Origin of the sequence: Rhodococcus sp. NPDC059234 (assembly GCF_042754225.1) — a bacterium.
Lineage (GTDB): Bacteria > Actinomycetota > Actinomycetes > Mycobacteriales > Mycobacteriaceae > Rhodococcus_G.
This window is the reverse complement of record NZ_JBHZAH010000004.1, coordinates 70,966-95,791: the sequence shown is the minus strand read 5'-3', so window position 1 is coordinate 95,791 and position 24,826 is coordinate 70,966. Positions and strand designations below refer to the sequence as shown.

General features: G+C 69.1%; 25 protein-coding genes and 1 pseudogene. 17 read left to right on the top strand and 9 right to left on the bottom strand.

What is annotated here, in order from left to right:
* Nucleotides 1-160: 160 nt before the first annotated feature.
* The 5 genes from ACFXGJ_RS01860 to ACFXGJ_RS01840 all read left to right on the top strand — a co-directional run bounded on the left by ACFXGJ_RS01860 (nt 161) and on the right by ACFXGJ_RS01840 (nt 4,747).
* On the top strand, nt 161-1,426 hold the full coding sequence (locus ACFXGJ_RS01860; protein ID WP_378615881.1) for an NAD(P)/FAD-dependent oxidoreductase: 1,266 nt from the start codon (nt 161-163) through the stop codon (nt 1,424-1,426).
* The gene (sdhC, locus tag ACFXGJ_RS01855) at nt 1,423-1,854 is read left to right on the top strand and encodes a succinate dehydrogenase, cytochrome b556 subunit (protein ID WP_378615880.1); all 432 of its coding nucleotides are present in this window, start codon (nt 1,423-1,425) and stop codon (nt 1,852-1,854) included. The genes ACFXGJ_RS01860 and sdhC overlap by 4 nt, the downstream gene beginning before the upstream one ends.
* An 18-nt stretch (nt 1,855-1,872) precedes the next feature.
* Nucleotides 1,873-2,316, top strand: a complete 444-nt coding sequence (locus tag ACFXGJ_RS01850; protein ID WP_378615879.1) for a succinate dehydrogenase — start codon at nt 1,873-1,875, stop codon at nt 2,314-2,316.
* Between the two features lie 464 nt (nt 2,317-2,780).
* The gene (gene sigJ, locus ACFXGJ_RS01845; protein WP_378615877.1) at nt 2,781-3,683 is read left to right on the top strand and encodes an RNA polymerase sigma factor SigJ; all 903 of its coding nucleotides are present in this window, start codon (nt 2,781-2,783) and stop codon (nt 3,681-3,683) included.
* On the top strand, nt 3,668-4,747 hold the full coding sequence (locus tag ACFXGJ_RS01840) for an alpha/beta hydrolase (RefSeq protein WP_378615875.1): 1,080 nt from the start codon (nt 3,668-3,670) through the stop codon (nt 4,745-4,747). The genes sigJ and ACFXGJ_RS01840 overlap by 16 nt, the downstream gene beginning before the upstream one ends.
* 115 nt (nt 4,748-4,862) lie before the next feature.
* On the opposite strand, the gene ACFXGJ_RS01835 is transcribed toward ACFXGJ_RS01840, so the two are convergent.
* A complete protein-coding gene (locus ACFXGJ_RS01835; protein WP_378615873.1) occupies nt 4,863-5,456 on the bottom strand; it encodes a TetR/AcrR family transcriptional regulator in 594 nt (197 codons plus the stop codon).
* A gap of 101 nt (nt 5,457-5,557) precedes the next feature.
* On the opposite strand from ACFXGJ_RS01835, the gene ACFXGJ_RS01830 reads away from it, so the two are divergent.
* Nucleotides 5,558-6,616, top strand: coding sequence for an alpha/beta fold hydrolase (locus ACFXGJ_RS01830; RefSeq protein WP_378615871.1), 1,059 nt, complete (start codon nt 5,558-5,560; stop codon nt 6,614-6,616).
* Between the two features lie 70 nt (nt 6,617-6,686).
* On the opposite strand, the gene ACFXGJ_RS01825 is transcribed toward ACFXGJ_RS01830, so the two are convergent.
* A complete protein-coding gene (locus ACFXGJ_RS01825) occupies nt 6,687-7,325 on the bottom strand; it encodes a hypothetical protein (RefSeq protein WP_378615869.1) in 639 nt (212 codons plus the stop codon).
* A gap of 123 nt (nt 7,326-7,448) precedes the next feature.
* Between ACFXGJ_RS01825 and ACFXGJ_RS01820 the strand changes: the two genes are divergently transcribed.
* Nucleotides 7,449-8,345: a PaaX family transcriptional regulator C-terminal domain-containing protein gene (locus ACFXGJ_RS01820; RefSeq protein ID WP_378615867.1), complete on the top strand. Its 897-nt coding sequence runs from the start codon at nt 7,449-7,451 to the stop codon at nt 8,343-8,345.
* A gap of 100 nt (nt 8,346-8,445) precedes the next feature.
* Nucleotides 8,446-9,279 (top strand): shikimate 5-dehydrogenase, encoded by an 834-nt coding sequence (locus tag ACFXGJ_RS01815; RefSeq protein ID WP_378615865.1) that lies wholly within the window; start codon nt 8,446-8,448, stop codon nt 9,277-9,279.
* Between the two features lie 61 nt (nt 9,280-9,340).
* Here the strand turns inward: ACFXGJ_RS01815 and ACFXGJ_RS01810 are convergent, their stop codons facing one another.
* The gene (locus ACFXGJ_RS01810) at nt 9,341-10,681 is read right to left on the bottom strand and encodes an O-acetyl-ADP-ribose deacetylase (protein ID WP_378615863.1); all 1,341 of its coding nucleotides are present in this window, start codon (nt 10,679-10,681) and stop codon (nt 9,341-9,343) included.
* A 33-nt stretch (nt 10,682-10,714) separates the two neighbouring features.
* Nucleotides 10,715-11,980, bottom strand: coding sequence for a serine hydrolase domain-containing protein (locus ACFXGJ_RS01805; RefSeq protein WP_378615861.1), 1,266 nt, complete (start codon nt 11,978-11,980; stop codon nt 10,715-10,717).
* A gap of 193 nt (nt 11,981-12,173) precedes the next feature.
* Here ACFXGJ_RS01805 and ACFXGJ_RS01800 point away from each other — a divergent pair, with 193 nt between their 5' ends.
* The 3 genes and pseudogenes from ACFXGJ_RS01800 (at nt 12,174) to ACFXGJ_RS01790 (ending at nt 13,099) form a co-directional block, all read left to right on the top strand.
* Nucleotides 12,174-12,431: a GlsB/YeaQ/YmgE family stress response membrane protein gene (locus ACFXGJ_RS01800; RefSeq protein WP_378615859.1), complete on the top strand. Its 258-nt coding sequence runs from the start codon at nt 12,174-12,176 to the stop codon at nt 12,429-12,431.
* A 29-nt stretch (nt 12,432-12,460) separates the two neighbouring features.
* A pseudogene (locus tag ACFXGJ_RS01795) lies at nt 12,461-12,592 on the top strand (benzoate transporter); the annotation flags it as partial.
* A 36-nt stretch (nt 12,593-12,628) separates the two neighbouring features.
* Complete coding sequence (locus ACFXGJ_RS01790; protein ID WP_378615857.1) at nt 12,629-13,099, top strand: acyl-CoA thioesterase; 471 nt, start codon at nt 12,629-12,631, stop codon at nt 13,097-13,099.
* Here the strand turns inward: ACFXGJ_RS01790 and ACFXGJ_RS01785 are convergent.
* Together ACFXGJ_RS01785 and ACFXGJ_RS01780 are read right to left on the bottom strand one after the other, a co-directional pair.
* Nucleotides 13,096-14,127: a phosphotransferase family protein gene (locus ACFXGJ_RS01785; protein ID WP_378615855.1), complete on the bottom strand. Its 1,032-nt coding sequence runs from the start codon at nt 14,125-14,127 to the stop codon at nt 13,096-13,098. The genes ACFXGJ_RS01790 and ACFXGJ_RS01785 overlap by 4 nt on opposite strands.
* Before the next feature lie 227 nt (nt 14,128-14,354).
* A complete protein-coding gene (locus ACFXGJ_RS01780; protein ID WP_378615853.1) occupies nt 14,355-14,762 on the bottom strand; it encodes a hypothetical protein in 408 nt (135 codons plus the stop codon).
* Nucleotides 14,763-14,915: 153 nt separating this feature from the next.
* Between ACFXGJ_RS01780 and ACFXGJ_RS01775 the strand changes: the two genes are divergently transcribed.
* From ACFXGJ_RS01775 to ACFXGJ_RS01755, 5 genes are all read left to right on the top strand, one after another.
* Nucleotides 14,916-16,316, top strand: a complete 1,401-nt coding sequence (locus ACFXGJ_RS01775) for a cytochrome P450 (RefSeq protein WP_378615851.1) — start codon at nt 14,916-14,918, stop codon at nt 16,314-16,316.
* 133 nt (nt 16,317-16,449) lie between these two features.
* On the top strand, nt 16,450-17,538 hold the full coding sequence (pdhA, locus tag ACFXGJ_RS01770; RefSeq protein WP_378615849.1) for a pyruvate dehydrogenase (acetyl-transferring) E1 component subunit alpha: 1,089 nt from the start codon (nt 16,450-16,452) through the stop codon (nt 17,536-17,538).
* Nucleotides 17,535-18,512 (top strand): alpha-ketoacid dehydrogenase subunit beta, encoded by a 978-nt coding sequence (locus ACFXGJ_RS01765; RefSeq protein ID WP_378615847.1) that lies wholly within the window; start codon nt 17,535-17,537, stop codon nt 18,510-18,512. Before pdhA ends, ACFXGJ_RS01765 begins: the two co-directional genes overlap by 4 nt.
* Nucleotides 18,513-18,524: 12 nt before the next feature.
* Entirely contained in the window at nt 18,525-19,727 is a 1,203-nt protein-coding gene (locus ACFXGJ_RS01760) for a dihydrolipoamide acetyltransferase family protein (RefSeq protein ID WP_378615845.1), read from the top strand.
* Nucleotides 19,728-19,809: 82 nt separating this feature from the next.
* Nucleotides 19,810-21,009: an MFS transporter gene (locus ACFXGJ_RS01755; RefSeq protein ID WP_378615843.1), complete on the top strand. Its 1,200-nt coding sequence runs from the start codon at nt 19,810-19,812 to the stop codon at nt 21,007-21,009.
* A 271-nt stretch (nt 21,010-21,280) separates the two neighbouring features.
* Here ACFXGJ_RS01755 and ACFXGJ_RS01750 read toward each other — a convergent pair whose 3' ends face one another.
* Genes ACFXGJ_RS01750 through ACFXGJ_RS01740 form a run of 3 tightly spaced genes read right to left on the bottom strand, consistent with a single transcriptional unit; the run spans nt 21,281 to nt 24,170 of the window.
* On the bottom strand, nt 21,281-22,705 hold the full coding sequence (locus ACFXGJ_RS01750) for an NAD(P)(+) transhydrogenase (Re/Si-specific) subunit beta (protein ID WP_378615841.1): 1,425 nt from the start codon (nt 22,703-22,705) through the stop codon (nt 21,281-21,283).
* A complete protein-coding gene (locus tag ACFXGJ_RS01745; RefSeq protein ID WP_378615839.1) occupies nt 22,705-23,055 on the bottom strand; it encodes an NAD(P) transhydrogenase subunit alpha in 351 nt (116 codons plus the stop codon). The genes ACFXGJ_RS01750 and ACFXGJ_RS01745 overlap by 1 nt, the downstream gene beginning before the upstream one ends.
* Entirely contained in the window at nt 23,055-24,170 is a 1,116-nt protein-coding gene (locus ACFXGJ_RS01740) for a Re/Si-specific NAD(P)(+) transhydrogenase subunit alpha (protein ID WP_378615837.1), read from the bottom strand. The genes ACFXGJ_RS01745 and ACFXGJ_RS01740 overlap by 1 nt, the downstream gene beginning before the upstream one ends.
* 250 nt (nt 24,171-24,420) lie before the next feature.
* Here ACFXGJ_RS01740 and ACFXGJ_RS01735 point away from each other — a divergent pair, with 250 nt between their 5' ends.
* A complete protein-coding gene (locus ACFXGJ_RS01735) occupies nt 24,421-24,798 on the top strand; it encodes a DUF488 domain-containing protein (protein ID WP_378615835.1) in 378 nt (125 codons plus the stop codon).
* The last annotated feature ends 28 nt before the right edge of the window (nt 24,799-24,826 follow it).

The following is a 24,826-nucleotide window of genomic DNA, read 5'->3' as shown; positions in this document are numbered from 1 at the left end:
ACACCGCCGAGCGTCGGCGGTGTCGGCTGAACCCGCAAGTCCTTCCGCGTTTCCCTCGGCCGCGCCCGCCTGTGACGGGTTGCACTCTGACATTTGCAGCCGGTGCCTCGTCAGATAGGCAGGAGCCCACGCTCGGTGGGCGCAACGCCAGGAGAGTCTGATGACCAAGACGAACATCGACCGCATGCCCACCGAACCAGTTCACCGGGTCGTCGTCGTCGGTGCCGGGTATGCCGGGGTGCTCGCCGCCAATCGGCTGCTGTCGAGCCTGGCCAACTCCGCAGGCGAGGGTGGTGGCGTGCCGTGCAGCGTCACGGTGGTGAACCCCAGGCCCGACTTCATCGAGCGCATCCGGCTGCACGAAGTCGCGGCCGGCACCCGCGCCACCGCGGCCACCCCCCTGCGGCAGGTGTTGCACCCCGACGCCGCGCTCGTCGTCGGCAAGGTCGCGCTGATCGATCCGGACGAACACCTGGTCGAGGTGGTTGTCGACCGCACTGTCGCCGACCGCAGAGTCCAGTCCATCCACTACGACACCCTGGTGTACGCCGTGGGCAGCACCGCCGATCACTCGGTGCCGGGGGTCGACGAACACGCCTATCGAGTCGCGGATGTCGACAGCGCCGGCGCCCTGCAGTCCGCTATCGCCGCGCTCGCGGACAAGGCTCGGGTGCGCATCGTCGGCGGCGGCCTGACCGCCGTCGAAACCGCGGGCGAGATCGCCGCCGCGAACCCGCGATTGGACGTGGAGATCGTCTGCGGCGGAACAATCCTGGGGTTCATGCGGGAATCGGCCCGCCGCAGGGTCACCGCGACACTGTCGAAGCTCGGTGTGACCTGGCGTGAGGACACCCAGGTCACAGAAGTGACAAAGGATGCCATCACCACCACCGGCGGTGAGCGACTCGAGTTCGACGTGTGCGTGTGGACCGCATCGTTCGCCGTACCGGACCTCGCCTTCACCAGCGGCCTGGCCACGGACGCGGCCGGACGACTTCGGGTGGACGAGACGCTGACCAGTATCGATCACCCCGACATCATCGGTGCGGGTGACGCGGTGGTCCTTCCCTCCGACGCATACCCCTACCTGCGTATGGGCTGCGCAATGGCGTTGCCGCTGGGCGGGCACGCAGCAGCGACGATCCTCGCCCGGCTACGAGGGCAACAGCCGGAACCGTTGTCTGTCGGGTTCGTCGCGCAGTGCATCAGCATCGGCCGCAAATACGGCTACATCCAGTTCGTCCGCGCTGACGACAGCCCGCGGCCGCTGGCGCTGTCCGGACGCATGGGCGCCCGCTTCAAAGAGGCAATCTGCTCGATGACATTGAACAGCCTGATCAAAGAACAGACCCGCCCAGGCGCCTACAAGGCCCCCAAGGGCCCCAAGGCCGCCGCGCCGACCGGCGACGACCGGGTGCGGCGATGACCTACTCCGCGTCGGATGCTCGTACCGGAACCGCTGCAACACAACTCCGGCGCAGCAGTGCGCGTGGCAGCTACGGGCGGGGCTACCGCGGCGGACTCGCCATGTGGGCAGCAGTCGGTCAGCGGATCAGCGGAATGGTGATCTACATCTTCCTTCTCGTCCACGTCGCCGACAACCTGATGCTGAGGGTGTCACCCGACGCCTACAACGAGGTGATCGCGTCCTACAAGACCATCGTCATGGCGATCGGCGAGATCGGACTGGTCGCGGCCTTGCTCGGGCATGCCTTCAACGGGATCCGCATCGTGCTCATCGACCTGTGGAGCAAGGGACCGCGGTACGCCCGGCCGATGCTGTGGGCAGTGATCGCGCTCTGGGCCGCGCTGATGGTCCCGTTCCTTGCCCGCCACCTGAGCCACTACATCTAGGTCTGCGAGGGAATCCACATGTACGCGAACGGCTCTACACCCCACATCGCCACTCCGACAGCTCATCGTCACAACAACTTCGAGAAGCATGCGTGGCTGTTCATGCGCGCCTCCGGTGTGGTGTTACTCGTGCTCGTGCTCGTGCACGTCTATGTCAATCTCGTGGCAGGCGACGGCGTGCACAAGGTCGACTTCGCGTTCGTCGCCGGGAAGTACGCGAGCCCCTTCTGGCAGCTGTGGGATTTCGGCATCCTGTGGCTGGCCGTGTTGCACGGAACCAACGGCATCCGGGTGATCATCTGCGACTACATTCGCCCGGCCATGACCAGATGGGCTCTCACGACGACGGCCTACGCAGCGGCCGCGCTGATGCTCGTCGCGGGCACCTACACGATCTTCACGTTCGACCCCTGCATCGCATCCGCTGGGAATCCGCCGGCCGTGTGCGCAACACCGCATTGAGAGGAGTCACCGATGAGTCTGGGGACTGGGTTCGAGATCGCACTTGCCGTAGCGGCGGTCGCGGTCATCTCCTTCACCGTATTCGTCATCTCCAACGTCTTCCGCAACTGAGCTCGGAGGGCGTCCGTGAGATCGAAGTCAACCGTGTTCGCCGGCGCTGCCGCGGCAATGATCGGCTGTAGCTGCCTGCTCGTCCTTTCCGCCCAGATGTTCGCGGCCGGATCACCACTCGCCGCGATGCTGGCTGTCGGGATGGCAGCGACAGCCGCGATCATCGCACTCCTCGTGTGCCTCCAGATTCGGTACGCGCTCGGCGCCCAGAAACTGGCAGACTCGGATCCGCCAGGCCTGCGTCTACCGGATGATGGCGCGCGACCCGACGGGAACAGCACGACGAACACGGCCGGCCGTCCACCACGAGTGCTGCCCGTATCGGACAGGCCTTCCAGCCGTAAGGATCAACGATGAACCTGACCACCGATTCTCCCGACTACCGGCACCTGTTCGGGGTCGCGTACAGAATTCTCGGCTCGGTGCACGACGCCGAGGACGCGATCCAGGAGGGCGCCATCCGGTGGCACTCCCTGTCGCCGCATGACCGCGCTCTGATCCGAGAACCACTCGCGTGGATGACCCGTGTCGTCAGCAGAATCTGCCTCGATCAGCTCGGGTCCGCGCGTGCGCGCCGTGAGTCCTATGCCGGGGTCTGGTTGCCCGAGCCCGTCCCCGGGATCATCGGCCCGACCGACCCGACATCGAGACCGCAGGACCCAGCCGACGCGGTCACGCTCGACGAGTCGGTGTCACTGGCGTTGCTTCGCGCGATGGAATCGTTGACACCGGGCGAACGAGTGGCCCTGATCTTGCATGATGTATTCGGCCTGCCCTTCGCGGAGATCGCCGACATCGTCGGTCGCACTCCGCACGCGTGCCGGCAGCTCGCATCGGCCGCGCGCCAGCGCATCCGCTCCGGGCCACGATTCCAGTCGGACAACGCCGAACGGCAGCAGGCGGTGTCAGCTTTCACTCGCGCCTGCACCACCGGCGATCTCGAGGAACTGATCGGCGTGCTGGCTCCCGAAGTCGTTGTCCGGTCCGATGGCGGCGGGATGGTCAACGTGGCCCGCGTTCCGGTCACCGGAGCGGCCCGCGTCGCTCAGTTCCTCCTCGGCATAGTCCGCGTGCGAGAGGCCCACGGCGAGCACATGGTCGTGCGGGATGCCATCGTCAACAACCGCACCGGACTGGAGATCTCGATCGGTGACCACGTGATCGCGGTCATGGACCTGGCCGTCGTCGACGGTCGCGTCGCAGAGATCGCGATCGTGATGAACCCGGACAAGCTCGGCTCATGGACCAACGGCTGATTGGATTGCGGTTGGTCGATGAGGCTGGCGTGATGATGGAGCGGTCGGTCGGGAGAGCGCTGGCTGTGTCACCGAGGATTTCCGGCCGCTTGCCGGTCCGGCCTCCGGTCCTCGACTGCCAGCAGATGAACCCGCGGCTACATCTGCTGGCGACGATGGGTAAACGCGACCTCCTTGCCCGACGTGCGCCTTCAGCCCTCACAAGGGGAAAGCTCGACTGGCTGATGCGCGCGGCAACGACGGTTCGGACCGGCCCAGTTCGCACATCGGCATGGACGATCCCCGGGCATGCCGGCCCCTTGGCTGCCCGCTTGTACGAACCGGAAGACGGAGCACCGTCGCGGCCGCTGCTGGTCTTCGTGCACGGCGGTGGCTGGCACGTCGGCAGCGTTTCAGGCTACGACAACACGCTGCGGTTCCTCGCCGATCGTGCCGGAGTCTCGGTTTTCTCGGCAGACTATCGGCTGGCTCCGGAGCACCCGTTTCCTGCCGCATTCGACGACGCCGGCGCGACCTTCCGTTATGCGGTCGACCATGCCGACCAGTGGGGTGTCGATCCCGCCCGCATCGGAATCGGCGGTGACAGTGCGGGAGGCAATCTTGCCGCTGCCGTCGCACTCGCGGCAGACGCTCGCTATCGGCCCGCGGCGGTCGCATTGCTGTACCCGGCGCTCGACTGGGACCTGGATCGCTACCAGTCGACGGCGATGTTCTCCGTCCCGCTCGATGAAGGCTGTGTCCGTCGCGCGATGCGGTGGTATGCGCCAACCTCGCACGAACAGACAGATCCGCACTTCTCAGTTCTGTCTGCCACCGATTTGTCGCCGATGCCACGCACCTACGTCGCGACAGCGGGCATGGATGTGCTCCGCGATCAGGGCGAAACGTTGATCACACGACTGCACAACAGCGGTGTCGACGCCGAGCTACGACGGTTTGACAACATGCCGCACGGTTTCGCGGGCATGCTCGTCGATCACGAGGCCAAAGCCGCGACCGAGGAATTTGCCCGCGCCGTCAGCTTCGTCCTCGATGTCCCCCGCTCGAATTCACACTCGATCTAGTCGGACTCGACACACTGACGTCGACCAGTCGTAACCGCCGCGAGAGCGCGACTCGCCTCCGTCCGTATGGGAATGGCGCCGCGACCCGGTCCGTCGGTCGGGCCGCGCGTTCCGCTCATGCATTCAGGACGCCGGCCCGAGCTGCTGCCAATGCCGCGGCGGCGGCGCGATCGGCGACGACCCGGTCCACCGGTAGGTCCGCCACCAGCAGGCGGTAGTAGATGGGAGCGGCGACCGCGGCGAGCAGGTCGGCGGCCGACACGTTCTCCGGTATCTCGCCGCGCCCGACGGCGCGGCGCACGACCACGTCGGCCAGTGCGTACCTGGCGGCGTAGAACTCGCGTTTGATCGCCGCCACCTCCGGTGTGCGAACGGCATCCGAGAACAGGGCCGCGACGATCGCGCGGCCCGATTCGCTCGTGACCAGGTCGACGATCGAGCGAGCCATCTCGTGCAGGTCCGACTCGAGGGCGCCCGTGTCCGGAACCGGAACCGTGGTCTCGGACAGATCCACGACCGCGTCGGCCACCAGCTGGGTCAGCGTGCCCCACCGCCGGTAGATCGTCGTCTTGTGCACGCCTGCGGTTTCGGCGATGTCCTCGACGGTCAACGACGCGTAGCCGCGATCCGACAGTCCGGACAGGGTGGCGGCGAACACGGCTTCCCGGACACGCGCACTGCGCCCGCCCGGCCTCTCGGATACTGACACGGCCCCAACTTACCGCAACAATCCGTTGCGTTTACTCGGTCGGCATGCCAGAGTTGATAACGCAACAATTAGTTGCATTAATGACCTTGAAGGAGCGAACCATGCCGTACGAGTTTCCGGTCGATCACAACGCGCTCATCGAGGAGCGGTCCGGGCAGTTCCTGAGCTTCGGACTCGCGCCGCAGGATCTCGCGCACGCGCGGGCAGCCATCGACTCCATGTGGTCGGACGCTCCCGGCGGCTGGGTGCACGAATGGTCGCGCCTTGCGGCGAAACACTCCGCACGGGGCGATCATGCGCTCGCGTCCATGGTCTACGGCATCGCCAAGTTCCCGGTCCTCGCAAACGAATCACGGCGCCGGGCCCTGCGCCACCAGGTGGACGAGTACTTGCGGGCCGCGGACGGGTTCGGGGTGCGGTTCGAGCGCCGCGTCCTCACGCTGCCGTACCGGAGCGGCGCCGTCGAGCTCCCGGTACACCTGTTCTCCGCCGACGGAAAGTACAGCAGCGAGCCGGTCCTGCTGCTCAGCGGCGGCGTCGACGGCTGGAAGATGGACATACACCCGCTCGCCGTCGCTTTCGCGCAGGACGCGGGCGTCACGGTGCTCGCCTTCGACCAGCCAGGCACCGGCGAATCACCGGTCCCCCTGGACGAATTCGGCGACGAGGTCGTCGACGGCCTGATTGCAGCGGCACGCGGGCTCGGCGACGGCAAGGTGGGCCACCTCGGCGTCTCCTTCGGCGGCAACTTCGCCGTGCGATCCGGCTTGACGGGCGCGGTCGACGCCGCGATCAACATCGGCGCGCCGGTGGCGGCGGCGTTCGAGGTCGCGAACCTCGAACGCCTGCTGTACGGAATGGCCGACATCGTCGGCAATGCAGTCGGTTTCGACGCCCCAGGCACACGGGAAGAACTGATCGCGGCGACCCGAGTGTTCGACCGCCGCGACCTCCTTCGCGACAACCACAACGCGCCGATGCTCGTCGTCAACGGGGCAGACGACGTGCACGTCCCCCTCGACGACACCCTGATCTTCGAAGGACGCCCGGACACCGAGGTCCATGTGATTCCCGGCGCCGGCCATTGTGCCGTGACCAAGCTGCCGGAGCTGACGCCGATGATGGTCGACTGGTTGCGCAGTCGGCTCGCACCGGCCTGACCCTCGGGGGTCTCACCGTGCGATGTGTCAGCTGGATCGCTTCAACGTCAGGGAGTGGCACCGCGCGGCGTCATGGGGTGAGTGCGGCGAAGACCTCCGCCCAGTTTCCCCCAGCAGCATCCATCGCATTCCGGGTCTCACCGAGGACGTCCCGAGCGATCCGCTCGAGCGTGGTCCCCGCGGCAGGGCTCTCACTGCCCGTGATGACCCTGAGACCCTCTGCAGTTGCGGTGAACTGCTCTTTCCACTGCCCCGCGGAGGACAGCAGGAATCTGAGGTGATAGGGGTAACTGAAGTCAGGCACCGGCACTCCGGTTTCTGCGACACTCCTCAGCGAGGTGACGACCAGCCGCAGTTGTTCGGACTCGAAGGAGCAGGATTCGGGCTCCGCCAACCCCGAGGATTCGAGTGATCCGTCAACGAGATCCCGCCAGTACGCGCGATCGTGAAGGCCGTCCCGTTGCTCCATGTGCGCCTCCGCGAAGACCGACATGAGTTCGTTGTCGTCGACGAGTGGGGACAGGACCAGATCTTCGCTGAAGTCGTAGCCGAAGAAGTACCGAGTGCCGTCAACCTCGATCGATTCGATTCCTCCGATGTGGCGGTAGTCCCGAAGCAGCGGCGCAGGAATACCCGTCGCCGCTGCTTCCTCACCGTTCGAGGTCCCGCTCTCGCCGCATCCCTGGATGCACATCATCGCTCCATTCATCCGCGACTCCGACCTAGGCGATCGCAATCAGCAGTTCCTCCGCCTCGCGATCCGACACCGGACCGTCACCGTAACGAACGTTCTATCATCGATAGTCGCAGCCGCGATCACAAGAGGTGACGAATGGACGAGGGCAACGGACACACCGTCGAGGTACCGACGCGCGTCCTCGTGGAGAGCATGGTTCGCGAAGACGCCACGATCGACGCGAACGAGCTCTACTCGGTGGCGAATGCGCTGGGGATGACGGACCAACAGGTCCGGCTGTGCATTCGGCGGCTCGTCACGGACGGCCAGTTCACGCAGGACGGACGGGGCCGGCGGGCCGTCTTGCGCGCCACCGCGGAGGCCAAGAGCTCGATCGAGCCCGACCTCGAGTTCGTGCGGTTCATGTTCGCGCAGGATCGCGGCGATGCGCCCTGGGACGGGAACTGGCACCTCGTGGCCTTCGCAATTCCAGAGTCGGCCAGGCAGGCCCGGGACGCGATGCGCGATGGGATCATCCACCTCGGTGGCGCATCGATCCAGGGCGGGCTCTACATCTCACCGAATCCCTGGGAACGGCACATCCGAGCCCTCGCCTCGAAGCTGACGGTCTCCGACCACGTGACCTCGTGCACCACATCGGACCTCAGCGTGGGCGGGGCGGACGATCCCCGCGCCATAGCGGCACAGTTGTGGCCGCTCGACAGCATTGCCGACGGACACCGGCGGCTCATCGACGTCGCGGAGAACCGACTCCGGCGGCTGCGCGACACCGCGGGCGGGGCGGAGACCGAGGCCGTCACCGCAGCGATCGAGCTGGCATCCGAGTTCACTCGCGCGATGACCCCGGACCCGCTCCTGCCGCCGGAGCTGCTTCCGCAACCATGGTCCGGGACCCGCGCCCGCGCGCTGACGGCGGAGTGCTGGTCCGTCCTGCTGACCCGAAATCTCGACACCACCCATCCGCGCCTCTTCCGAGCCTATGCCGACGTGGTCCAGCAGGTGGCCGACAGCACTTCCGAACCTGCTTCGTAAGAAGAGAATTCGATGTCGCGGAGCCGACGGGCGCGCGCGACCGTCCGGTGTGCCCTTCGGCTCCCTGGACTGCCGGCGACGGCAGGGATAGCGTCGACCCGTGCACCGGACCATCAGCAGGGACAGCATCAACAGGGACACCACGCTGTGCATGTCCCTCTCCGGGCGGCCGTCGAACATCGGCACCCGGTTCCACAACTTCCTCTACGAGGAACTCGGCCTCGACTTCCTGTACAAGGCGTTCACCACGACCGACCTGCCCGGCGCGATCGCGGGCGTCCGCGCGCTCGGGGTGCGTGGATGCGGCGTTTCGATGCCGTTCAAGGAGGCGTGCATCGAGTTCGTGGACGTGATGCACGAGTCGGCGTCGGCGATCTCCTCGGTGAACACCATCGTCAACGAGTCGGGCACCCTGCACGCCTACAACACCGACTACGAGGCGGTCGCCCGCCTGCTGACCGAACACGAGGTCCCGGCGGACTTCGACGTGGCGGTCGCGGGGAGCGGCGGCATGGCGAAGGCAGTCGTCGCGGCACTGCGGGACAGCGGCTTCCGCTCGGTGACCGTGGTGGCCCGCAACCCCACGACCGGTCCCGCCCTGGCCGAGCAGTACGGCTTCGCCTGGCGCGCCCACCTCGGCGACCTGCGGCCTCGACTGCTGGTGAACGCCACCCCGACCGGGATGGCGGGCGGGCCCGAGGAGGGGCAGTCGCCGTTCGACGCCGACGCGATCGGACGATCCGAGGTCGTGTTCGACGTGGTCGCGATGCCGCCCGACACCCCGCTGATCCGGGCCGCCGCGGCGGCGGGCAAGCCGACGATCACCGGGTCCGAGGTGATCGCACTGCAGGCGGCCGCCCAGTTCGCGCTGTACACCGGCGTCACCCCGTCTGCGGATCAGGTGCGCCGGGCCTCGGAGTACTCGCGGTCCTGACCGGACCGACGTCGAGAATCCTCTTGCCACACCGACTTCCCGTTCGCCTCGGCGCAATCTCCTATGGCGTCGGCCCGGTGGCGGCGGGCCGCTTCGGGTCGTTCGACCACTGCGACCAGGATCCCGGATACAGCGCCGCCTCGAACCCGGCGACGGCGAGGGCGGCGATCTCGTGCGCGGCCGACACCCCGGACCCGCAGTACACCGCGACCGGCGCCGATCCGTCGACACCGAGCGCGGCGAATCGCCGTCGCAGCGCCGCCACGTCGGCGAACCGTCCCACATCGTCGAGATTGTCGGTGGTCGGCGCGCTCAGGGCCCCCGGTATGTGCCCGGCCCGCGGGTCGACCGGTTCGACCTCGCCGCGGTAGCGCTCGCCGGCCCTGGCGTCGAGCAGGACACCGCCGCTCGGCCAGTCGGCCGCGTCGTCGAGATCGATCGCGGGCAGGTGCCCCTCGCCGAGCAGCACGTCCCCCTGTTCGGGGACCCGACCGCCGCCGGACTCCGGTGCGAGGCCGGCCGCCGTCCACGCGGCGAGTCCTCCGTCGAGCATCCGGACATCGGCGACGCCCGCCCAGCGCAACAGCCACCAGGCACGCGCCGCGGCGGTGTTCCCGGTGGCGTCGTAGACCACCACCGAGTCGCCCTGGCGAATTCCCCAGCGCCGGGCGCTTTCCTGCAACGCGGCGGTCGTCGGCAGCGGATGCCGGCCGTGTTCCGGGGCGGGCTGCGCGGCGAGTTCGGACTCCAGGTCGACGTACACCGCGCCCGGGATGTGCGCCCGCTCGTAGTGTGCACGGCCGTCCGGATCGCCGAGCGCCCAGCGCACGTCGAGCAGCACCGGCGGTCGCGCGGAGCCCAGCCGCTCGGCGATCTCCCCGACGGTTGTCAGCACGCTCAGTTCCGCGTCCAGCAGCGCCGCCATCGGTTCGCTGAACGCGACGAAGACGACCCGCTCGACGTTCGTGCGGGCGCCGCGGACCGCGGTCACCGCCTGATACACCGCGTCCCGGTGCGGCCAGCCGTAGACGCCGGCGGAGATCAACGGGAACGCGACCGTCCTCGCACCCAGTTCGTCCGCGACGGCGAGGCTGCGCGTGTACGCCGACCGCAGCACCGCCGACCGATCCTCGCTCGCGGAGTACACCGGGCCGACGGTGTGAATCACCCAGCGGGCGGGCATGTCCCCCGCGCTCGTCGCGACGGCGTCACCCGCAGGCAGCCCGTCCGGCAGGGTCGTCGCACGCAGTCGACGGCACTCGTCGAGGATGCGTGGGCCACCGGCACGGTGGATCGCCCCGTCGACTCCCCCGCCACCGAGCAACGCCGAGTTCGCCGCATTCACGATCGCGTCGGCCTCGAATGTCGTGATGTCCCCGCGAATTACGTCGATTGCCGCCATCGGCTCACCGTACCCGCGGCGGCGCGTCCCGAATCAGCTCGTCGGGGTGGTCGACGCCGGCACCGCGGGCGCCGGTCCGTTCGCAGCGAGGCGGTAGACGTGGTCCGGGGAGACGATCTCGGTGATGGCAGTCGCGAGCATGGTGCTGGGTTCGGAGCCCTGGTACGCGATGTCGCTGTTGGTCATGATGACGAGGGTTGTCTGCTTCTCGGGCAGGTAGACCGTGACGGTCTGGTATCCGGGCAGGCTGCCGTTGTGACCGATCCACCCCTCGGCGTTGAAGATACCCAGGCCGTACCCGACACCCGGGGCATATCCCGGTGCGCTCACCGTCTCGAGCCGCTGCGCCTGCGTCGCGGGCGTGAGCAGGGTGCCGGTCGCCAGCGCGGGACCCCAGATGTGCAGGTCGTCGAGCGTCGAGATCATCGCCCCGGCCGCCCATCCCCAGGACGGGTCCCAGTCGGTGGTGGTGGCCTCCTTGCCGTCGGCGGTCTGCACGGTGTAGCCCTGCGCGTGCGGATCGGGGAACGCGTTGTTCGTGGGGAAGACCGTCTTGTCCATGTGCAGCGGCGCGAGGATCTTCTGCTGCACGTACTCCGGGAGCGGCTGTCCGCTGACCTTCTCCACCACGAGTCCGAGCAGCGTGTAGTTGGTGTTGCAGTACTGGAATCCCTGCCCCGGCGGGAACGTCGGCGGCTGCGCGAACGCGTAGCCGAGGAGCTGCTGCGGGGTGAACGGCGCGCGAGGATTGGCGAAGAACGCCTTCTGGAACTCCGGGCTCTCCGAGTAGTTGGCCAGCCCGCTCTGCATCCGGGCCAGTTCCCGGATGGTGATCTGGTCGCCGTTCGGGACGCCGTCGACGTACTTCGAGATCGGGTCGTCGAGACCCACCTTGCCCTCGTCGACGAGCTGGAGCACACCGGTGGCCGTGAACGTCTTGGTCAGACTGCCGATCCGGCTGTAGAAGTCGGTCTGCATCGGCGCGCGGGTCTGCTTGTCGGCCACCCCGAACGCCTTCACGTAGGTGCCGTCGGGACCCCAGATCCCGACGATCGTGCCCGGCACCGCGGTCTGCGTCATGGTGGCCTCGATGGCGGCGTCGAGACGCTGCGCTACCCCGGGATCCATCGGCGCGCTGTTCTCCGCGCTGGAGGATGCCGCGCCCGAACCCGAGGGCGCCGAACTGCTCGAGGTCGACGTCGAATTGCTCGAGCACCCCGCCGCTATCAGCGCGGTGACGGCCACGGCCGCGAACAACCCTCGCCGTCGGTGCCTTCTGGTCACGGTCTTCGCGGACATCGCCCGCTCCCATCGTCGACGAGGGTTTGCCTGGCAACCTACTCCTCGCCGGTACCGCCCGCGGCGCTTTCCGCACCGGTGTGAGAGCCCCCTGCTGTCGATCCCGACGCGACGAGCACCGCGGACCGGTTGGAACTTCGCTACCGTTTCACTATGCGTCCTCGACGGCGCGTCGTCTGACAAGGGGTCAATCATGCTGGGATTGAGCATCATCGGATGGATCGTCATCGGCGGCCTGGCCGGCTGGATCGGCAGCAAGGTCATGGGCACGGACGAACAGCAGGGCATCTTCATGAACATCGTCGTCGGCGTGGTCGGCGGCCTGCTCGGCGGCTTCCTGCTCCGCCTGTTCGGGGTGAACGTCAGCGAGGGCGGCTGGATCTTCAGCTTCCTCACCTGCCTGCTCGGCGCGGTGATCCTGCTGTTCGTGGTCAAGAAGGTCCGCACCTGACCCTCCCGCGCCCGAGCCCGAGAATCCGCTGGCTGTCCCGGCACTACCGGATGCCGATCACGCTGGCCTGGTCCACGCCCGGCGCGGCGCTGCTCGCAGGTACCGGGATGGTCGCGGGCGTCGGGTCCGCCCTCTTGGCGCTGGTGGTGGGGCTGGTGGTCCGACGGTTCCTGCGGCGCGGCCACTAGGGTCTGCCCATGACCGCCGAATCGACACCCACCGCCGCCGACTACCCGGTGCTGTGGCCGGTGCCCACGCGGTGGTCGGACAACGACCACTACGGCCACGTCAACAACGTCACCTACTACTCGTACTTCGACACCGCGGTGAACGCCTTCCTCATCGCCGAGTCCGGAGTCGACATTCGCGACCTGCCCGCGATCGGCGTGGTGGCCGAGACGTCCTGCCGGTATCTGCGCGAACTCAGCTTCCCGGATCAGCTGCGGGTCGGCCTGGCGGTGGAGCGCCTCGGCACCCGCAGCATCGTCTACTCGCTGGCCATCTTTCGCGAGGGCCCCGACGGCGCCCTCGACCCGGCGGCGACGGGACGGTTCGTGCACGTGTACGTCGACGCGCGGACCCGCAGGCCGGTGCCGATCCCCCAGGAGATCACGGCCGCGGCAGCCCTGTTGGTTCGCCGGCCGCGAGGCGACGGAATCCCGCGCTAGCGCAATCCGGCCTCGTCCGCGACGAGCATCGCCCGGGCCACGATGTCATCGATGATCTTGGTCGAGGGGCCGCCCACCGCGGCGGTGTTCCTCGGGTCGTCCGTCGTGCGGCGGAGCACGCCCTCGGCGATGATCGCGAGCTTCCACAGTGCCAGCGCGTGCCAGAACCCGACCGCCGCCGGATCGCGGCCGGTCTCGTCGAAGTAGGCCCGGGCCAGCTCGTCCCGGGTCGGGAAACCGTCGAGCGTCGAGGCGACGAACGGCCCCTGCACCTCGTCGTCCGCCTGTGACCAGTACGCGAGCAACGCACCGACGTCGGCGAGTGGATCGCCCAGCGTGCACAACTCCCAGTCGACCACCGCGACCACCCGCCCGTCCTCACGGGAGGTGATGACATTGCTCAGGTGGAAGTCGCCGTGCACCAAGGTGAGTTCACGCTGCTCGGGTACCGAACGAGCCAGCAGCGCGGCCAGTTCCTCCACCGCCGGCACCTCACGGGTCTTCGACTTCTCCCACTGCCCCGACCATCGCTTGAGCTGCCGTTCCGCGAACGGCGAGTGGCTCGCCAGGTCCTCGAGCGCCGCCAGTTCGAGGTCCACCCGGTGGATGCTCGCCAGCGCCGCCGGCATCGACAGCCCGGTGGCGCGGCGCCGGTCGGGGGTCAACGTCTTGGCCACCCCGATGCTGTCGATGACCACCCCGTCCACGTAGCTCATCAGCATGAGCGGCGCGTCGGTGACGGCCGGATCCTCGGTCAGGGCAAGCGCTTTCGGAACCGGCACGCCGGTACCCTGCAGCGCGGACAGGATGCGGTACTCGCGCGCGACATCGTGCGCCGACGCCAGCAGTCGTCCGAGCGGCGGCCGCCGCAGCACCCACTGCCCGCCGCCCGCGTCCGCGACGAGGAACGTCAGATTCGACTGCCCGTTGCCGATCCGCGTGAACGTCAGCGGGGCCACCGCGCCGACCCCCAGGTCCGCGATCCACGCGGACACCGCCTGCTCGTCGAGACCCACTGCGTTGTTCATGCGGACCATCCTCCCGGTTGGCGGCCTGTGCGGCGGCGGTAGCGTTCGTCCCGGCCGCACGGGCGCGGCGCAGAGCCCGACCTCCACTCAGGAGAATGCTAGAGCCCGGACGCTCCCACGACCGTGCAGATGCGAATATCGACGGCCCCGAAGACGACGCCGACCGGTGGTCCGTCCACGAGCGGTGGTCGCCGGATGCCGTTGGCCACCTGCCCTTCTCGGCAAGTCTACGAGGAACTGCCACCCGTCAGCGGGGACTCGACCGCGTCGAACTGCAGCGTGGCCTCGGCTCGGTCCCCGCCGGGCGGAGCGAAGGTGAAGGTGGCCGTGTATCGCCCGGCCTCGTGGATCGGGGTCGCCGCGGTCGCCACGCCGAAGGTGAGGGGCATGGTCACGGTGTGCGCATCGCCGCCCGGTTCGGTCACCGTCAGGATCACAGGTGTGCTCGCATCCGGGCCGGTGGGGATCGGGCCGACCGAGACCCCGAGGGTCACCAGGTTGTGGGCGTAGACGGTTCCGATCGGTGGCACGGTGGCGAGGCGGTACGCGGTTGCCGCAGACGCGGTGGGCGCGAGTGCCAGGGCCGCGGACCCCGTCAGCGCGGTTGCGGTCAGGATCGCTCGGGCAAACTTCATCTGCACTCCCTTGTTGTCGACGAGGTCTCACAACGTGGTCAAGCCCACCCAGGGTAGGGCAGGCCCGACGGAACACGGCCGAGTTCGACCGCGTGTCCGGGCGGCGAATCCGACGACGGGTGCAATCGGTCGCCGAGTGCGCAAAGATGAGGAATGGCGACTTCGAGCGTCATGGACGTGCCTGCGCTGCCGCATCCGCCGCACCGACTGCCGGTGCTCGGCGACGTGATCGCGGCCGATCCGTCGAGACCCGCCCAGAACCTGACGGCGCAGTCCCGCACCCTCGGCCCGCTCTTCGAGACCAAGATCTTCAACCAGCATCTGACCGTCGCCGCCGGAACCGACGTCTACGCCGAACTCGGCGACGACAAGCGCTTCGACAAGCACGTGGGTTTCAGCATCGCCGCCATCCGGGAACGGGTCGGCGACGCCCTCTTCAGCGCCTACACCACCGAACCGAACTGGGCGGCCGCGCACAACATCCTGATGCCCGCCTTCACGCTGGCCGCGATGAAGAACTACCACGAGACGATGCTCGAGACCGACCGCGAACTGCTCGCCTACTGGGACGCACGGTCCGCGCACGGCCTCGTCGACGTCCACGCCGACACCAGCAAGCTGACCCTCGAGACCATCGCCAGGATCGGATTCGGCTACCACTTCGGTTCGTTCACCTCGGCCGAACCCGACCCCTACGCCACCGCGGTCACGCGGGCGTTCGCCTTCGTCGGACGCGGCGGCTTCCGGATCCCGGTGCGCTGGCTGAACAACATCGTCCACTATCGGGAGGTCCGGCAGAACGAGGCGGACGTCGCCTACATTCGGCAGGTGGTCGACGACGTCGTCCGGGCCCGCCGCGCCGATCCGGGCGACCAGCACGACGATCTGCTCGCCCTCATGCTCACCACCGCCGACCCGGAGTCCGGGCGACGACTGAGCGACGAGAACGTGCGCAATCAGGTGATCACCTTCCTCAATGCCGGTCACGAGACCACCTCGGGGACGCTGTCGTTCGCGCTGCACCTGCTCGCCACCCATCCCGAGGTCGCCGCCAGGGCCCGGGCCGAACTCGACGCGCTGTGGCCCGCCGGAACCGACCCCGACCCGCCGTTCGGCGACGTCCACAAGCTCAGGTACCTGCGCCGAGTCGTCGACGAGACACTGCGGCTGTGGCCGATCGCGCCGGGCTACTTCCGGGAGCCGAAGCAGGACACCACCCTCGGCGGGCACCCGGTCCGGCGCGGGCAGGCGATCCTCGCGCTCACCCTCGCGGTGCAGCGGGACCGGGTGTGGGGCCCGGAACCGGAGGCCTTCGACCCCGACCGTTTCCTGCCCGACCGTGCCCGGACCCGCCCGCCCGGGATCTACAAGCCGTTCGGCACCGGCCTGCGCTCGTGCATCGGCCGTCAACTCGCCCTGCACGAAACCGTGCTCGCGCTCGCGCTGATCCTGCGCCGCTACGACCTCGTGCCCGAGCCCGGCTACCAGCTCGAAGTGGCCGAGGAGTTCACCCTCAAGCCGGCGAACCTGCGGCTCGGGCTGGTCCGTCGGTGACCTCCGCGGACACATCCGAGCGGCCCGCTCGCGCAGTACGCTTGGAGGTGGATCCTGTGAACTCGAGGACACCCCCAGCGCCGCCCGCGGCCCCACGAAGGCCTGCGCCCGGCGCGGTTTCGAGGAGGTCGCGGTGGCCGACAAAATTGCCTACCCGGTCCAGCTCGTCCAGCCGGACGGCCGACGCGTGCACGGGTCCGAGCACGCCGACACGGTCGCCGACGTCGGGGCGCAGCAGCTGCGCGGAATGTACGAGGACATGGTCGTGGTCCGGCGCATCGACGCCGAGGCCACCGCCCTGCAGCGGCAGGGCCAGATCGGGATCTGGGTGCCCTGCCTGGGTCAGGAGGCCGCGCAGGTCGGTTCCGCCTGGGCGATGCGGCCCGACGACTTCGTGTTCACCAGCTACCGCGAGCACGGGCTGGCCTACTGCCGCGGCGTCGACCTCGCGCAGTGGCCGCGGATGTGGCGGGGCGCGGCGCTGTCGAGCTGGGATCCGTACGAGGTCGGGCTGACGAATCCGGCGGTGATCGTCGGCTCCCAGGGGCTGCACGCCACCGGCTACGCGATCGGCGCACACATGGACGGCGCCGAGATCGCGACCTTCGCCTTCTTCGGGGACGGCGCCACCAGCGAGGGCGACCTGTCGGAGGCGCTCGGCTTCGCGGCGACCTACAACGCGGGCGTGGTGTTCTTCTGCCAGAACAACCACTGGGCGATCAGCGAACCGGTGCAGCTGCAGAGCCCGTACCCGCTGGCCGGCCGTGCCACCGGCTACGGCATCCCGGGTGTCCAGGTGGACGGCAACGACGCCCTCGCCGTCCTCGCGGTGACGCGCGCGGCCGCCCGCCGCGCCCGCGAGGGCAGCGGCCCCAGCTTCGTCGAGGCGATCACGTACCGGATGGGTCCGCACACCACCTCCGACGACCCGACCCGCTACCGGACCGGTGCCGAGCTCGAACTGTGGCGCACCCGCGACCCCGTCGACCGGCTGCGGCGGCTGCTCGAGCGCGAGGACCACTTCGACGCCGCGTTCGAGGCGCAGGTGAACGACAAGGCCGAGGACGCGGCGGCGGCCTTCCGGGCCGGCACCCTCGCGATTCCCGACCCGGAGCCGCTGAGCCTGTTCGAGCACGTGTACACCCGCGAGCATCCCCTCCTCGACGAGGAGCGCGCGGATTTCGCGCGGTACCTGCGGACTTTCGAGGAGGCCCGGCCATGACCACCCTGACGCTCGGCGGCGCCCTGAACGCCGGGCTGCGGCGCGCCCTCGAACACGACCCGAAGGTCGTGCTGATGGGCGAGGACATCGGCGCGCTCGGCGGCGTCTTCCGCGTCACCGACACCCTGCAGAAGGACTTCGGGGGCGCCCGCGTCGTCGACACCCCGCTCGCCGAGTCCGGCATCGTCGGGACGGCGTTCGGTCTCGCACTGCGCGGTTACCGGCCGGTGTGCGAGATCCAGTTCGACGGATTCGTCTACCCGGCGTTCGACCAGATCGTCTCGCAGGTCGCGAAGATGCACTACCGCACCCAGGGCCGGGTGCGCGTGCCGATGACCATCCGGGTGCCGTTCGGCGGCGGAATCGGTGCGGTCGAACATCATTCGGAGTCCCCGGAGGCCTACTTCGCGCACACCGCGGGACTGCGAGTCGTCAGCCCGTCCACCCCCGCCGACGCCTTCCACATGATCCAGCAGGCCATCGCCGCGGACGACCCGGTGCTGTTCTTCGAGCCGAAGCATCGCTACTGGGATCGCGGCGAGGTGGACCTCGACGCGCCGCCCGACCTCGACCTGCACCGGGCCCGGGTGGTCGCGGCGGGCAGCGACGCGACGGTGGTGGCCTACGGCCCCACGGTCGCGACCGCGCTCACCGCCGCCAGGGTGGCCGAACGGGAGGGTCACTCGCTCGAGGTGATCGACCTGCGCTCGCTCTCGCCCGTCGACTTCGACACCGTCGAGGAATCCGTGCGCAAGACCGGGCGGCTGGTCGTCGTGCACGAGGCGCCGGTGTTCCTCGGACTGGGCGCGGAGATCGCCGCCCGCATCACCGAGCGCTGCTTCTACCAGCTCGAGGCGCCGGTCCTGCGGGTCGGCGGATTCGCGACGCCCTATCCCGCCGCCAAGCTGGAGAAGTACTTCCTGCCCGACCCGGACCGCATCCTCGACGCGGTCGACAAGACGCTCGCAGCCTGAAGGGGGCCGGACGTGACCGACGACGAGGTGCACGAGTTCCGGCTGCCCGACCTCGGCGAGGGCCTGACCGAGGCGGAACTCGTCTCCTGGTCGGTGGCGGTCGGTCAGACGGTCGCGCTGAATCAGGTGATCGCCGAGGTCGAGACGGCGAAGGCGGTCGTCGAGCTGCCGTCGCCGTACGCCGGCACCGTCCTGGCGCTGCTCGCCGAGCCCGGCGAGGCGGTCGCGGTGGGGTCGCCGCTGATCCGGATCGGCGGGCCGGGCACCGCGCAGGCCCCGGGTGCCGGCGCGCCCGCGGCACCGGACGCCGGGGCGCCCTCGCACGGTTCGGTGCTGGTCGGGTACGGCCCGTCCGCCGCCCCGGAGAGCAGGCGCGCGACCCGCAGGCCCGACGCGAAGCCGTCGGCCCGCAAGCTGGCCCGCGAACTCGGCGTCGACCTCGAGGTCGTGCCCGGCACCGGCGCGGCAGGCGCGGTGACCGCCGGCGACGTGCGCGCGAGCATCGCACCGTCGGACCAGGAAACCCGAACGCCCATTCGTGGCGTCCGCAAGCAGACCGCCGCCGCGGTCACCCGCAGCGCGTTCACCGCGCCGCACGTCACCGAGTTCGTCACCGCCGACGTCACCGCCTCGATGGACCTGCTCGCCCGGCTGCACGCCTCCCCCGAGTTCGCCGAACTCGGGCGGTCGCCGCTGCCGCTGGTCGCGAAGGTCGTGCTGGTGGCGCTGCGCGCGCACCCCGACCTGAACTCGAGTTGGGACGAGGACCGGCAGGAGATCGTCACCAAGCACTACGTGAACCTCGGCATCGCCACCGCCACCGGCCGCGGCCTGCTCGTCCCGACCGTCCGGGACGCGCACCTGATGAGCCTCGTCGAGCTGACCCGGGCGATCGACGAGGCCACCGAGCTCGCGCGGTCCGGCCGGGCCACCCCCGCCGACCTGTCCGGCGGCACCGTCACCATCACCAATGTCGGGATGTTCGGGGTGGACACCGGGACGCCGATCCTCACCCCCGGGGAGGCGGCGATCGTCTGCCTCGGCGCGGTCGCGCGCCGGCCCTGGGTGGTCGACGACCAGGTCGCGGTCCGCTGGGTGACCACCCTGGGTCTGTCGTTCGACCACCGGTTGGTCGACGGCGAGCAGGCCTCGCGATTCCTCGCCGACGTCGCGGCGATACTCACCGACCCGCTCACCCTCCTCGCCCTCGCCTGACGCGGCTCCCCGCCCGCGCGCGATCGGTACCCCGGTCGGGGTGAAATTCGCGCCCAGTCGGCGAAGCCGATAGGAAGGACGGGTGTCCGTTTCCACCGTCGAGCCCGCCCGCCTCCGTCGAGCACGCGCCGCCGTCTTCGGCATCTTCGCGGTCAACGGGTTCCTGCTGGCAGCCTGGGTCGTGCACATCCCGTCGATCTCCGACAGCACCGGCATCAGCCACGCCACCCTCGGCTGGCTGCTGCTCGTCCTGGCCGCCGCCGCCCTCGTCGGCATGCAGATCGCGGGACCGCTCGCCGACCGCTGGGGCAGCCGCCGGATGGTGCTGGCGGCGGGTGCGCTCATCTCGGCGGGCGTGATCGGCCCGGCCCTCGCGACCGACGCCGTCGGCCTGGCGACGGCCCTGGCCGTGTTCGGTCTCGGCAACGGCGCCCTCGACGTGTCGATGAATTCGCAGGCGGTGCACGCCGAGCGGGCGTACGGCCGGCCGATCATGTCGGCGTTCCACGCCCTGTTCTCCGTCGGCGGGGTGGTCGGGTCGCTGCTCGGCGCCGCGACCCTGGCCGCGGGGTGGTCGCCGCTGACCGCGCTGGCGGGAGCATCGGCAATCGGATTCGCGACGGTCGCCGGGTGTGGCCCGTTTCTGCTGCCGCACTTGGTGCACGAGCACGACGCGACCCCCGCGGCGTCGAGCCCCGGCGACCGCGGCAGCGTCCGGAAGGTGCTCGCCCTCGGCGCGATCGCATTCGCGGTGTTCCTCGCCGAGGGCGCGGCGAACGATTGGAGCACATTGCAGGTCAAGGAGCATCTGGGAACCTCGGACGCGACCGCCGCGCTCGCGTTCGGAGCCTTCGCGACGATGATGACCGTTGGGCGGTTCACCGCGGACCGGATCAGCGCGGCCTTCGGTCCGGTCGCGGTGGTGCGCTACGGCACCCTGATCGCGGCGGCCGGGCTGGCGACGGTGATCGGGTCCAGTTGGGTGGCATCGACGCTGATCGGGTGGGCACTGTTCGGGCTCGGGCTCTCGGGCTGTATCCCGCAGATCTTCACCGCCGCCGGCAACCTCACGGTCGGCGCGCCCGGGGCCAACATGTCGCGGGTGGTCGGGATGGGCTACGTGGGGCTGCTGGCAGGTCCGGCCCTGCTCGGCTGGTTGACCAGCTTGATGCCGCTGACCGCGACCATGCTGGTGCCGCTGGCGTTCGTGCTGCTGGCCTCGCGGTACGCCGGACTGGTCGGTCGTCCCCGGGTACCGAGCGAGCTCGGCGAGTCGGTCTGAACAGCCCCGCGAAATCGGGCGATTCGACCACCCCGCCGCCGGGCACCTTGTACGTTCGGGCCGCGCACAGCTGTTTCACCAAGCCAAGGAGCCACCGCATGGGCAGTAACGACGTCAATCCCCTCGCCGGTGTGATCGCGATGATCACCACCGCCCTCATCCCGACCGGCAGCATCATCTACTAGCGACGGAACGCCGAAGGCGCCCTCCCCCGATCGAATCCGGGAAGGGCGCCTTCGGTCTGAGGCCCGAAACAGCTGTGCGCAGCCGCCTACAGCGCCTTGAGCTCCTCGGTGACCTCGGAGACCATCTTCTTGGCGTCACCGAACAGCATCGAGGTGGTGTCCGCGAAGAACAGCGGGTTGTCGATGCCGGCGTAACCCGAGGACATCGACCGCTTGAGCACGATCACCGAGCGGGCCTCGTCGACGTTGAGAATCGGCATGCCGTGGATCGGCGAGCTCGGATCGTTGCGTGCGGCGGGGTTGGTCACGTCGTTGGCGCCGATGACAATGGCGACGTCGGTGCGCGAGAACTCACCGTTGATGTCGTCCATCTCCTTCATCGCGTCGTACTCGACGTCCGCCTCGGCGAGCAGCACGTTCATGTGCCCGGGCATGCGGCCGGCGACCGGGTGGATCGCGTACTTGACCTCGACGCCCTTGGCCTCGAGCAGCGAGGCCATCTCCTTGACCGCGTGCTGCGCCTGGGCGACGGCGAGACCGTAGCCGGGGACGACGATGACCTGGTTGGCGTACGCCATCTGGATCGCCGCATCCGACGCGGAGGTCGCCTTGACCGTGCCGCCGGCCGCCGGGCCACCGGCCGCGCCGCCGGCGTCGCCGCCGAAGGAGCCGAAGACGATCGCGGGGATGGACCGGTTCATGGCCTTCGCCATGAGGTTGGTCAGGATGGTGCCGGACGCGCCGACGATCATGCCGGCGACGATCATCGCCTGGTTGTTCAGCGCGAGACCGGCGGCCGCGGCCGACAGGCCGGTGAGCGCGTTGAGCAGCGAGATGACGACGGGCATGTCGGCGCCGCCGATCGGCAGCACCACGAACAGACCCATCACACCGGCCGCGACGAGCAGCCCGACGATCAGCCACGGCGACTGCGGGTCGCCGTCGGCACCCAGGCCGATGTAGACGGCCAACGCGATCGAGACCAGCGCCAACGCCATGTTCGCGACCTGGAACGCCTTCGCGTTGGAGACGAACACCTTCTCCACGTTCTTGTTCAGCAGTTCCTGCAGCTTCGAGAACGCCACCAGCGAGCCCCAGAACGAGACCGAGCCGACGATCGCGGCGAACAGCGACCCGACGATCACCGGCGACGACGGCACGTCGGCGAGGGTGGTGAAGCCGTCGGAGTCGAGGAACTCGGCCCACGCGATGAGCGCGACGGTGCCACCGCCCACGCCGTTGAACAGCGCGACGAGCTGCGGCATGGCCGTCATCTTCGTCTTCAGCGCCGGCGGGACACCGAGCACGATTCCGACGAACAGGCCGCCGACGATCAGGCCCCAGTTGTCGGTGTCCCGGACGTCGATGAGGACCGCGATCACCGCGATCAGCATGCCGACCGCGGCGATGTAGTTGCCGCGCACCGCGGTCTTCGGGCCGGTCAGACCCGACAGACCGTAGATGAACATCGCGAACGCGACGATGTACAGGATGGAGACGAGGTAGCCCATCAGGCGTCAGCCCCCTTCTTCTCGACAGCCGCCGCCTTCTTGTCGGACACAGCGGCGTCCTTCTTGGGCTTGAACATCGCGAGCATGCGGTCGGTGACGACGAAGCCGCCGACGACGTTCAGGGTGCCGAACACCAGCGCGACGAACAGGATGATCTTGATGCTCCACGGCGCGTCGCCGGGCAGGTGACCGAGCACCACCAGCGCACCGAGCACCACGATGCCGTGGATGGCGTTGGTGCCCGACATCAGCGGAGTGTGCAGGGTGTTGGGCACCTTGGAGATGACGGCGAAGCCCACGAACCCGGCCAGGACCAGGATCGCGATGTTCGCCAACAGTTCGGTGTACATCAGGCCGATGCCTCCTTGCGAGTGACGCACGCGGCGGCCAGCACCTCGTCGTCGAAGTCCGGCGCGAACGCACCGTTCTCGTCGAGCATCAGCTCGACGAGGGCGTACAGGTTCTTGGAGTACAGCTCGCTCGAGTGCTCCGGCATGGTGGCCGGGAGGTTCAGCGGCGAGCAGATCGTCACGCCGTGCTTGACGACGGTCTGACCGGGCTCGGTGATCTCGCAGTTGCCACCGGTCTCGCCCGCGAGGTCCACGATCACCGAGCCGGGCTTCATGCCCTCGACCGCGGCGGCGGTGACCAGGCGCGGGGCCGGGCGACCCGGCACCAGCGCGGTCGTGATGACCACGTCGAAGCCCTTGATGGCGTTCTCGAGCGCCTGCTGCTGCTGGGCCTGCTCGGCCTCGGTCAGCTGCCGGGCGTAGCCGCCCTCGCCCGCGGCGTCGATGCCCAGGTCCAGCCACTGCGCGCCGACGGACCGGACCTGGTCCGCGACCTCGGGACGCACGTCGTAGCCGGTGACGCGGCCGCCGAGACGCTTGGCGGTGGCCAGCGCCTGCAGGCCGGCGACACCGACACCGAGCACCAGCACGGTCGCCGGCTTGACGGTGCCCGCGGCGGTGGTCAGCATCGGGAAGTAGCGGGTGGACTCCGACGCGGCCAGCACGACCGACTTGTAGCCGGCGACGTTGGCCTGCGACGACAACGCGTCCATCACCTGGGCACGGGAGATGCGTGGGATGGCCTCGACGGCGTACGCCTCCACGCCCGCGTCCGCGAGCGCGGCGATGCCGGACTCGTTGGTGCGCGGCGCGAGGAAGCCGATCAGCTTCTGACCGGAGCGCAGCCGGGCGGTCTCCTCGGCGTTCGGGGCCGCGACCTTGAGGACGACGTCCGCAGACCAGGCGTCACCGATGGTCGCGCCCGCCTCCTTGTACAGGTCGTCGGGAATCAGCGCCCCGAGCCCCGCGCCGGCCTCGACGACGACGTCGAGGCCCTTGCCGATGAGGGTGGCGACGGTTTTCGGGACGAGCGCGACCCGCCGCTCGCCGTCGTTCGTTTCCCGAACGACGCCGACGGTCGGGCGCGCCTGTGGCGAACTCTGCGTTGTGTCCAACTGTTTACTTCCTGAGGTAGACGGTGACCGGGCCGCGACGGATGGCAGCCCGCGTGCGACAAGCGGAAGATGACCCAGCACGCACGAAGTAGCCAATGCTAGACAGACCTACGGCCCCGAAGGGAAGCACAATCCCACTGAACGCGCTCTGAATCGAATCCGAACAGGGATGTATCGGGCGAATCCGGCATGGAAACATGACCTGCGTCACATCACGTAGCCTGAGTGCAGCGGCGGAGCGGAGGTGCTGATGAGTAGCCAGACGACACCGACGATCACGGTCGAGCGCGTCTACGACCATCCCGAGTCCGAGCCCGGGACCGCCCGGGTCTTCGTCGACCGGCTGTGGCCGCGCGGGGTCCGCAAGGACGACTTCCACTACGACGACTGGGCGAAGGACCTCGCTCCGTCGACCGAACTGCGGCATTGGTACAGCCACGACGTCTCCCAGTTCCGGGAGTTCCGGGCCCGCTATCGCGCGGAACTCGAATCCGACGAGGGCCGCGAGGCGATCGCGCGGGTGCTGGCCCTCGCCCACGGCCGGGCCATCGTGCTGCTGACGGCGACCCGCGACGTCGAGCACAGCAACGCCGACGTGCTCGCGGAGTTCCTCGAGGAGATCGTGTGAAGGCAGGAGCGGAGCCTGCGGAGCGACC

What these genes read in the sequence shown, in the direction of transcription:
- ACFXGJ_RS01825 (WP_378615869.1), bottom strand. Translation starts at nt 7,325, where the DNA reads ATGAATGGAGCGATGATGTGCATCCAGGGATGCGGCGAGAGCGGGACC.
- ACFXGJ_RS01840 (WP_378615875.1), top strand. Translation starts at nt 3,668, where the DNA reads ATGGACCAACGGCTGATTGGATTGCGGTTGGTCGATGAGGCTGGCGTG.
- ACFXGJ_RS01785 (WP_378615855.1), bottom strand. Translation starts at nt 14,127, where the DNA reads ATGAACAACGCAGTGGGTCTCGACGAGCAGGCGGTGTCCGCGTGGATC.
- ACFXGJ_RS01860 (WP_378615881.1), top strand. Translation starts at nt 161, where the DNA reads ATGACCAAGACGAACATCGACCGCATGCCCACCGAACCAGTTCACCGG.
- ACFXGJ_RS01745 (WP_378615839.1), bottom strand. Translation starts at nt 23,055, where the DNA reads ATGTACACCGAACTGTTGGCGAACATCGCGATCCTGGTCCTGGCCGGG.
- ACFXGJ_RS01775 (WP_378615851.1), top strand. Translation starts at nt 14,916, where the DNA reads ATGGCGACTTCGAGCGTCATGGACGTGCCTGCGCTGCCGCATCCGCCG.
- ACFXGJ_RS01820 (WP_378615867.1), top strand. Translation starts at nt 7,449, where the DNA reads ATGGACGAGGGCAACGGACACACCGTCGAGGTACCGACGCGCGTCCTC.
- ACFXGJ_RS01750 (WP_378615841.1), bottom strand. Translation starts at nt 22,705, where the DNA reads ATGGGCTACCTCGTCTCCATCCTGTACATCGTCGCGTTCGCGATGTTC.
- sigJ (WP_378615877.1), top strand. Translation starts at nt 2,781, where the DNA reads ATGAACCTGACCACCGATTCTCCCGACTACCGGCACCTGTTCGGGGTC.
- ACFXGJ_RS01810 (WP_378615863.1), bottom strand. Translation starts at nt 10,681, where the DNA reads ATGGCGGCAATCGACGTAATTCGCGGGGACATCACGACATTCGAGGCC.
- ACFXGJ_RS01780 (WP_378615853.1), bottom strand. Translation starts at nt 14,762, where the DNA reads ATGAAGTTTGCCCGAGCGATCCTGACCGCAACCGCGCTGACGGGGTCC.
- ACFXGJ_RS01800 (WP_378615859.1), top strand. Translation starts at nt 12,174, where the DNA reads ATGCTGGGATTGAGCATCATCGGATGGATCGTCATCGGCGGCCTGGCC.
- ACFXGJ_RS01765 (WP_378615847.1), top strand. Translation starts at nt 17,535, where the DNA reads ATGACCACCCTGACGCTCGGCGGCGCCCTGAACGCCGGGCTGCGGCGC.
- sdhC (WP_378615880.1), top strand. Translation starts at nt 1,423, where the DNA reads ATGACCTACTCCGCGTCGGATGCTCGTACCGGAACCGCTGCAACACAA.
- ACFXGJ_RS01850 (WP_378615879.1), top strand. Translation starts at nt 1,873, where the DNA reads ATGTACGCGAACGGCTCTACACCCCACATCGCCACTCCGACAGCTCAT.
- ACFXGJ_RS01790 (WP_378615857.1), top strand. Translation starts at nt 12,629, where the DNA reads ATGACCGCCGAATCGACACCCACCGCCGCCGACTACCCGGTGCTGTGG.
- ACFXGJ_RS01805 (WP_378615861.1), bottom strand. Translation starts at nt 11,980, where the DNA reads ATGTCCGCGAAGACCGTGACCAGAAGGCACCGACGGCGAGGGTTGTTC.
- ACFXGJ_RS01735 (WP_378615835.1), top strand. Translation starts at nt 24,421, where the DNA reads ATGAGTAGCCAGACGACACCGACGATCACGGTCGAGCGCGTCTACGAC.
- ACFXGJ_RS01830 (WP_378615871.1), top strand. Translation starts at nt 5,558, where the DNA reads ATGCCGTACGAGTTTCCGGTCGATCACAACGCGCTCATCGAGGAGCGG.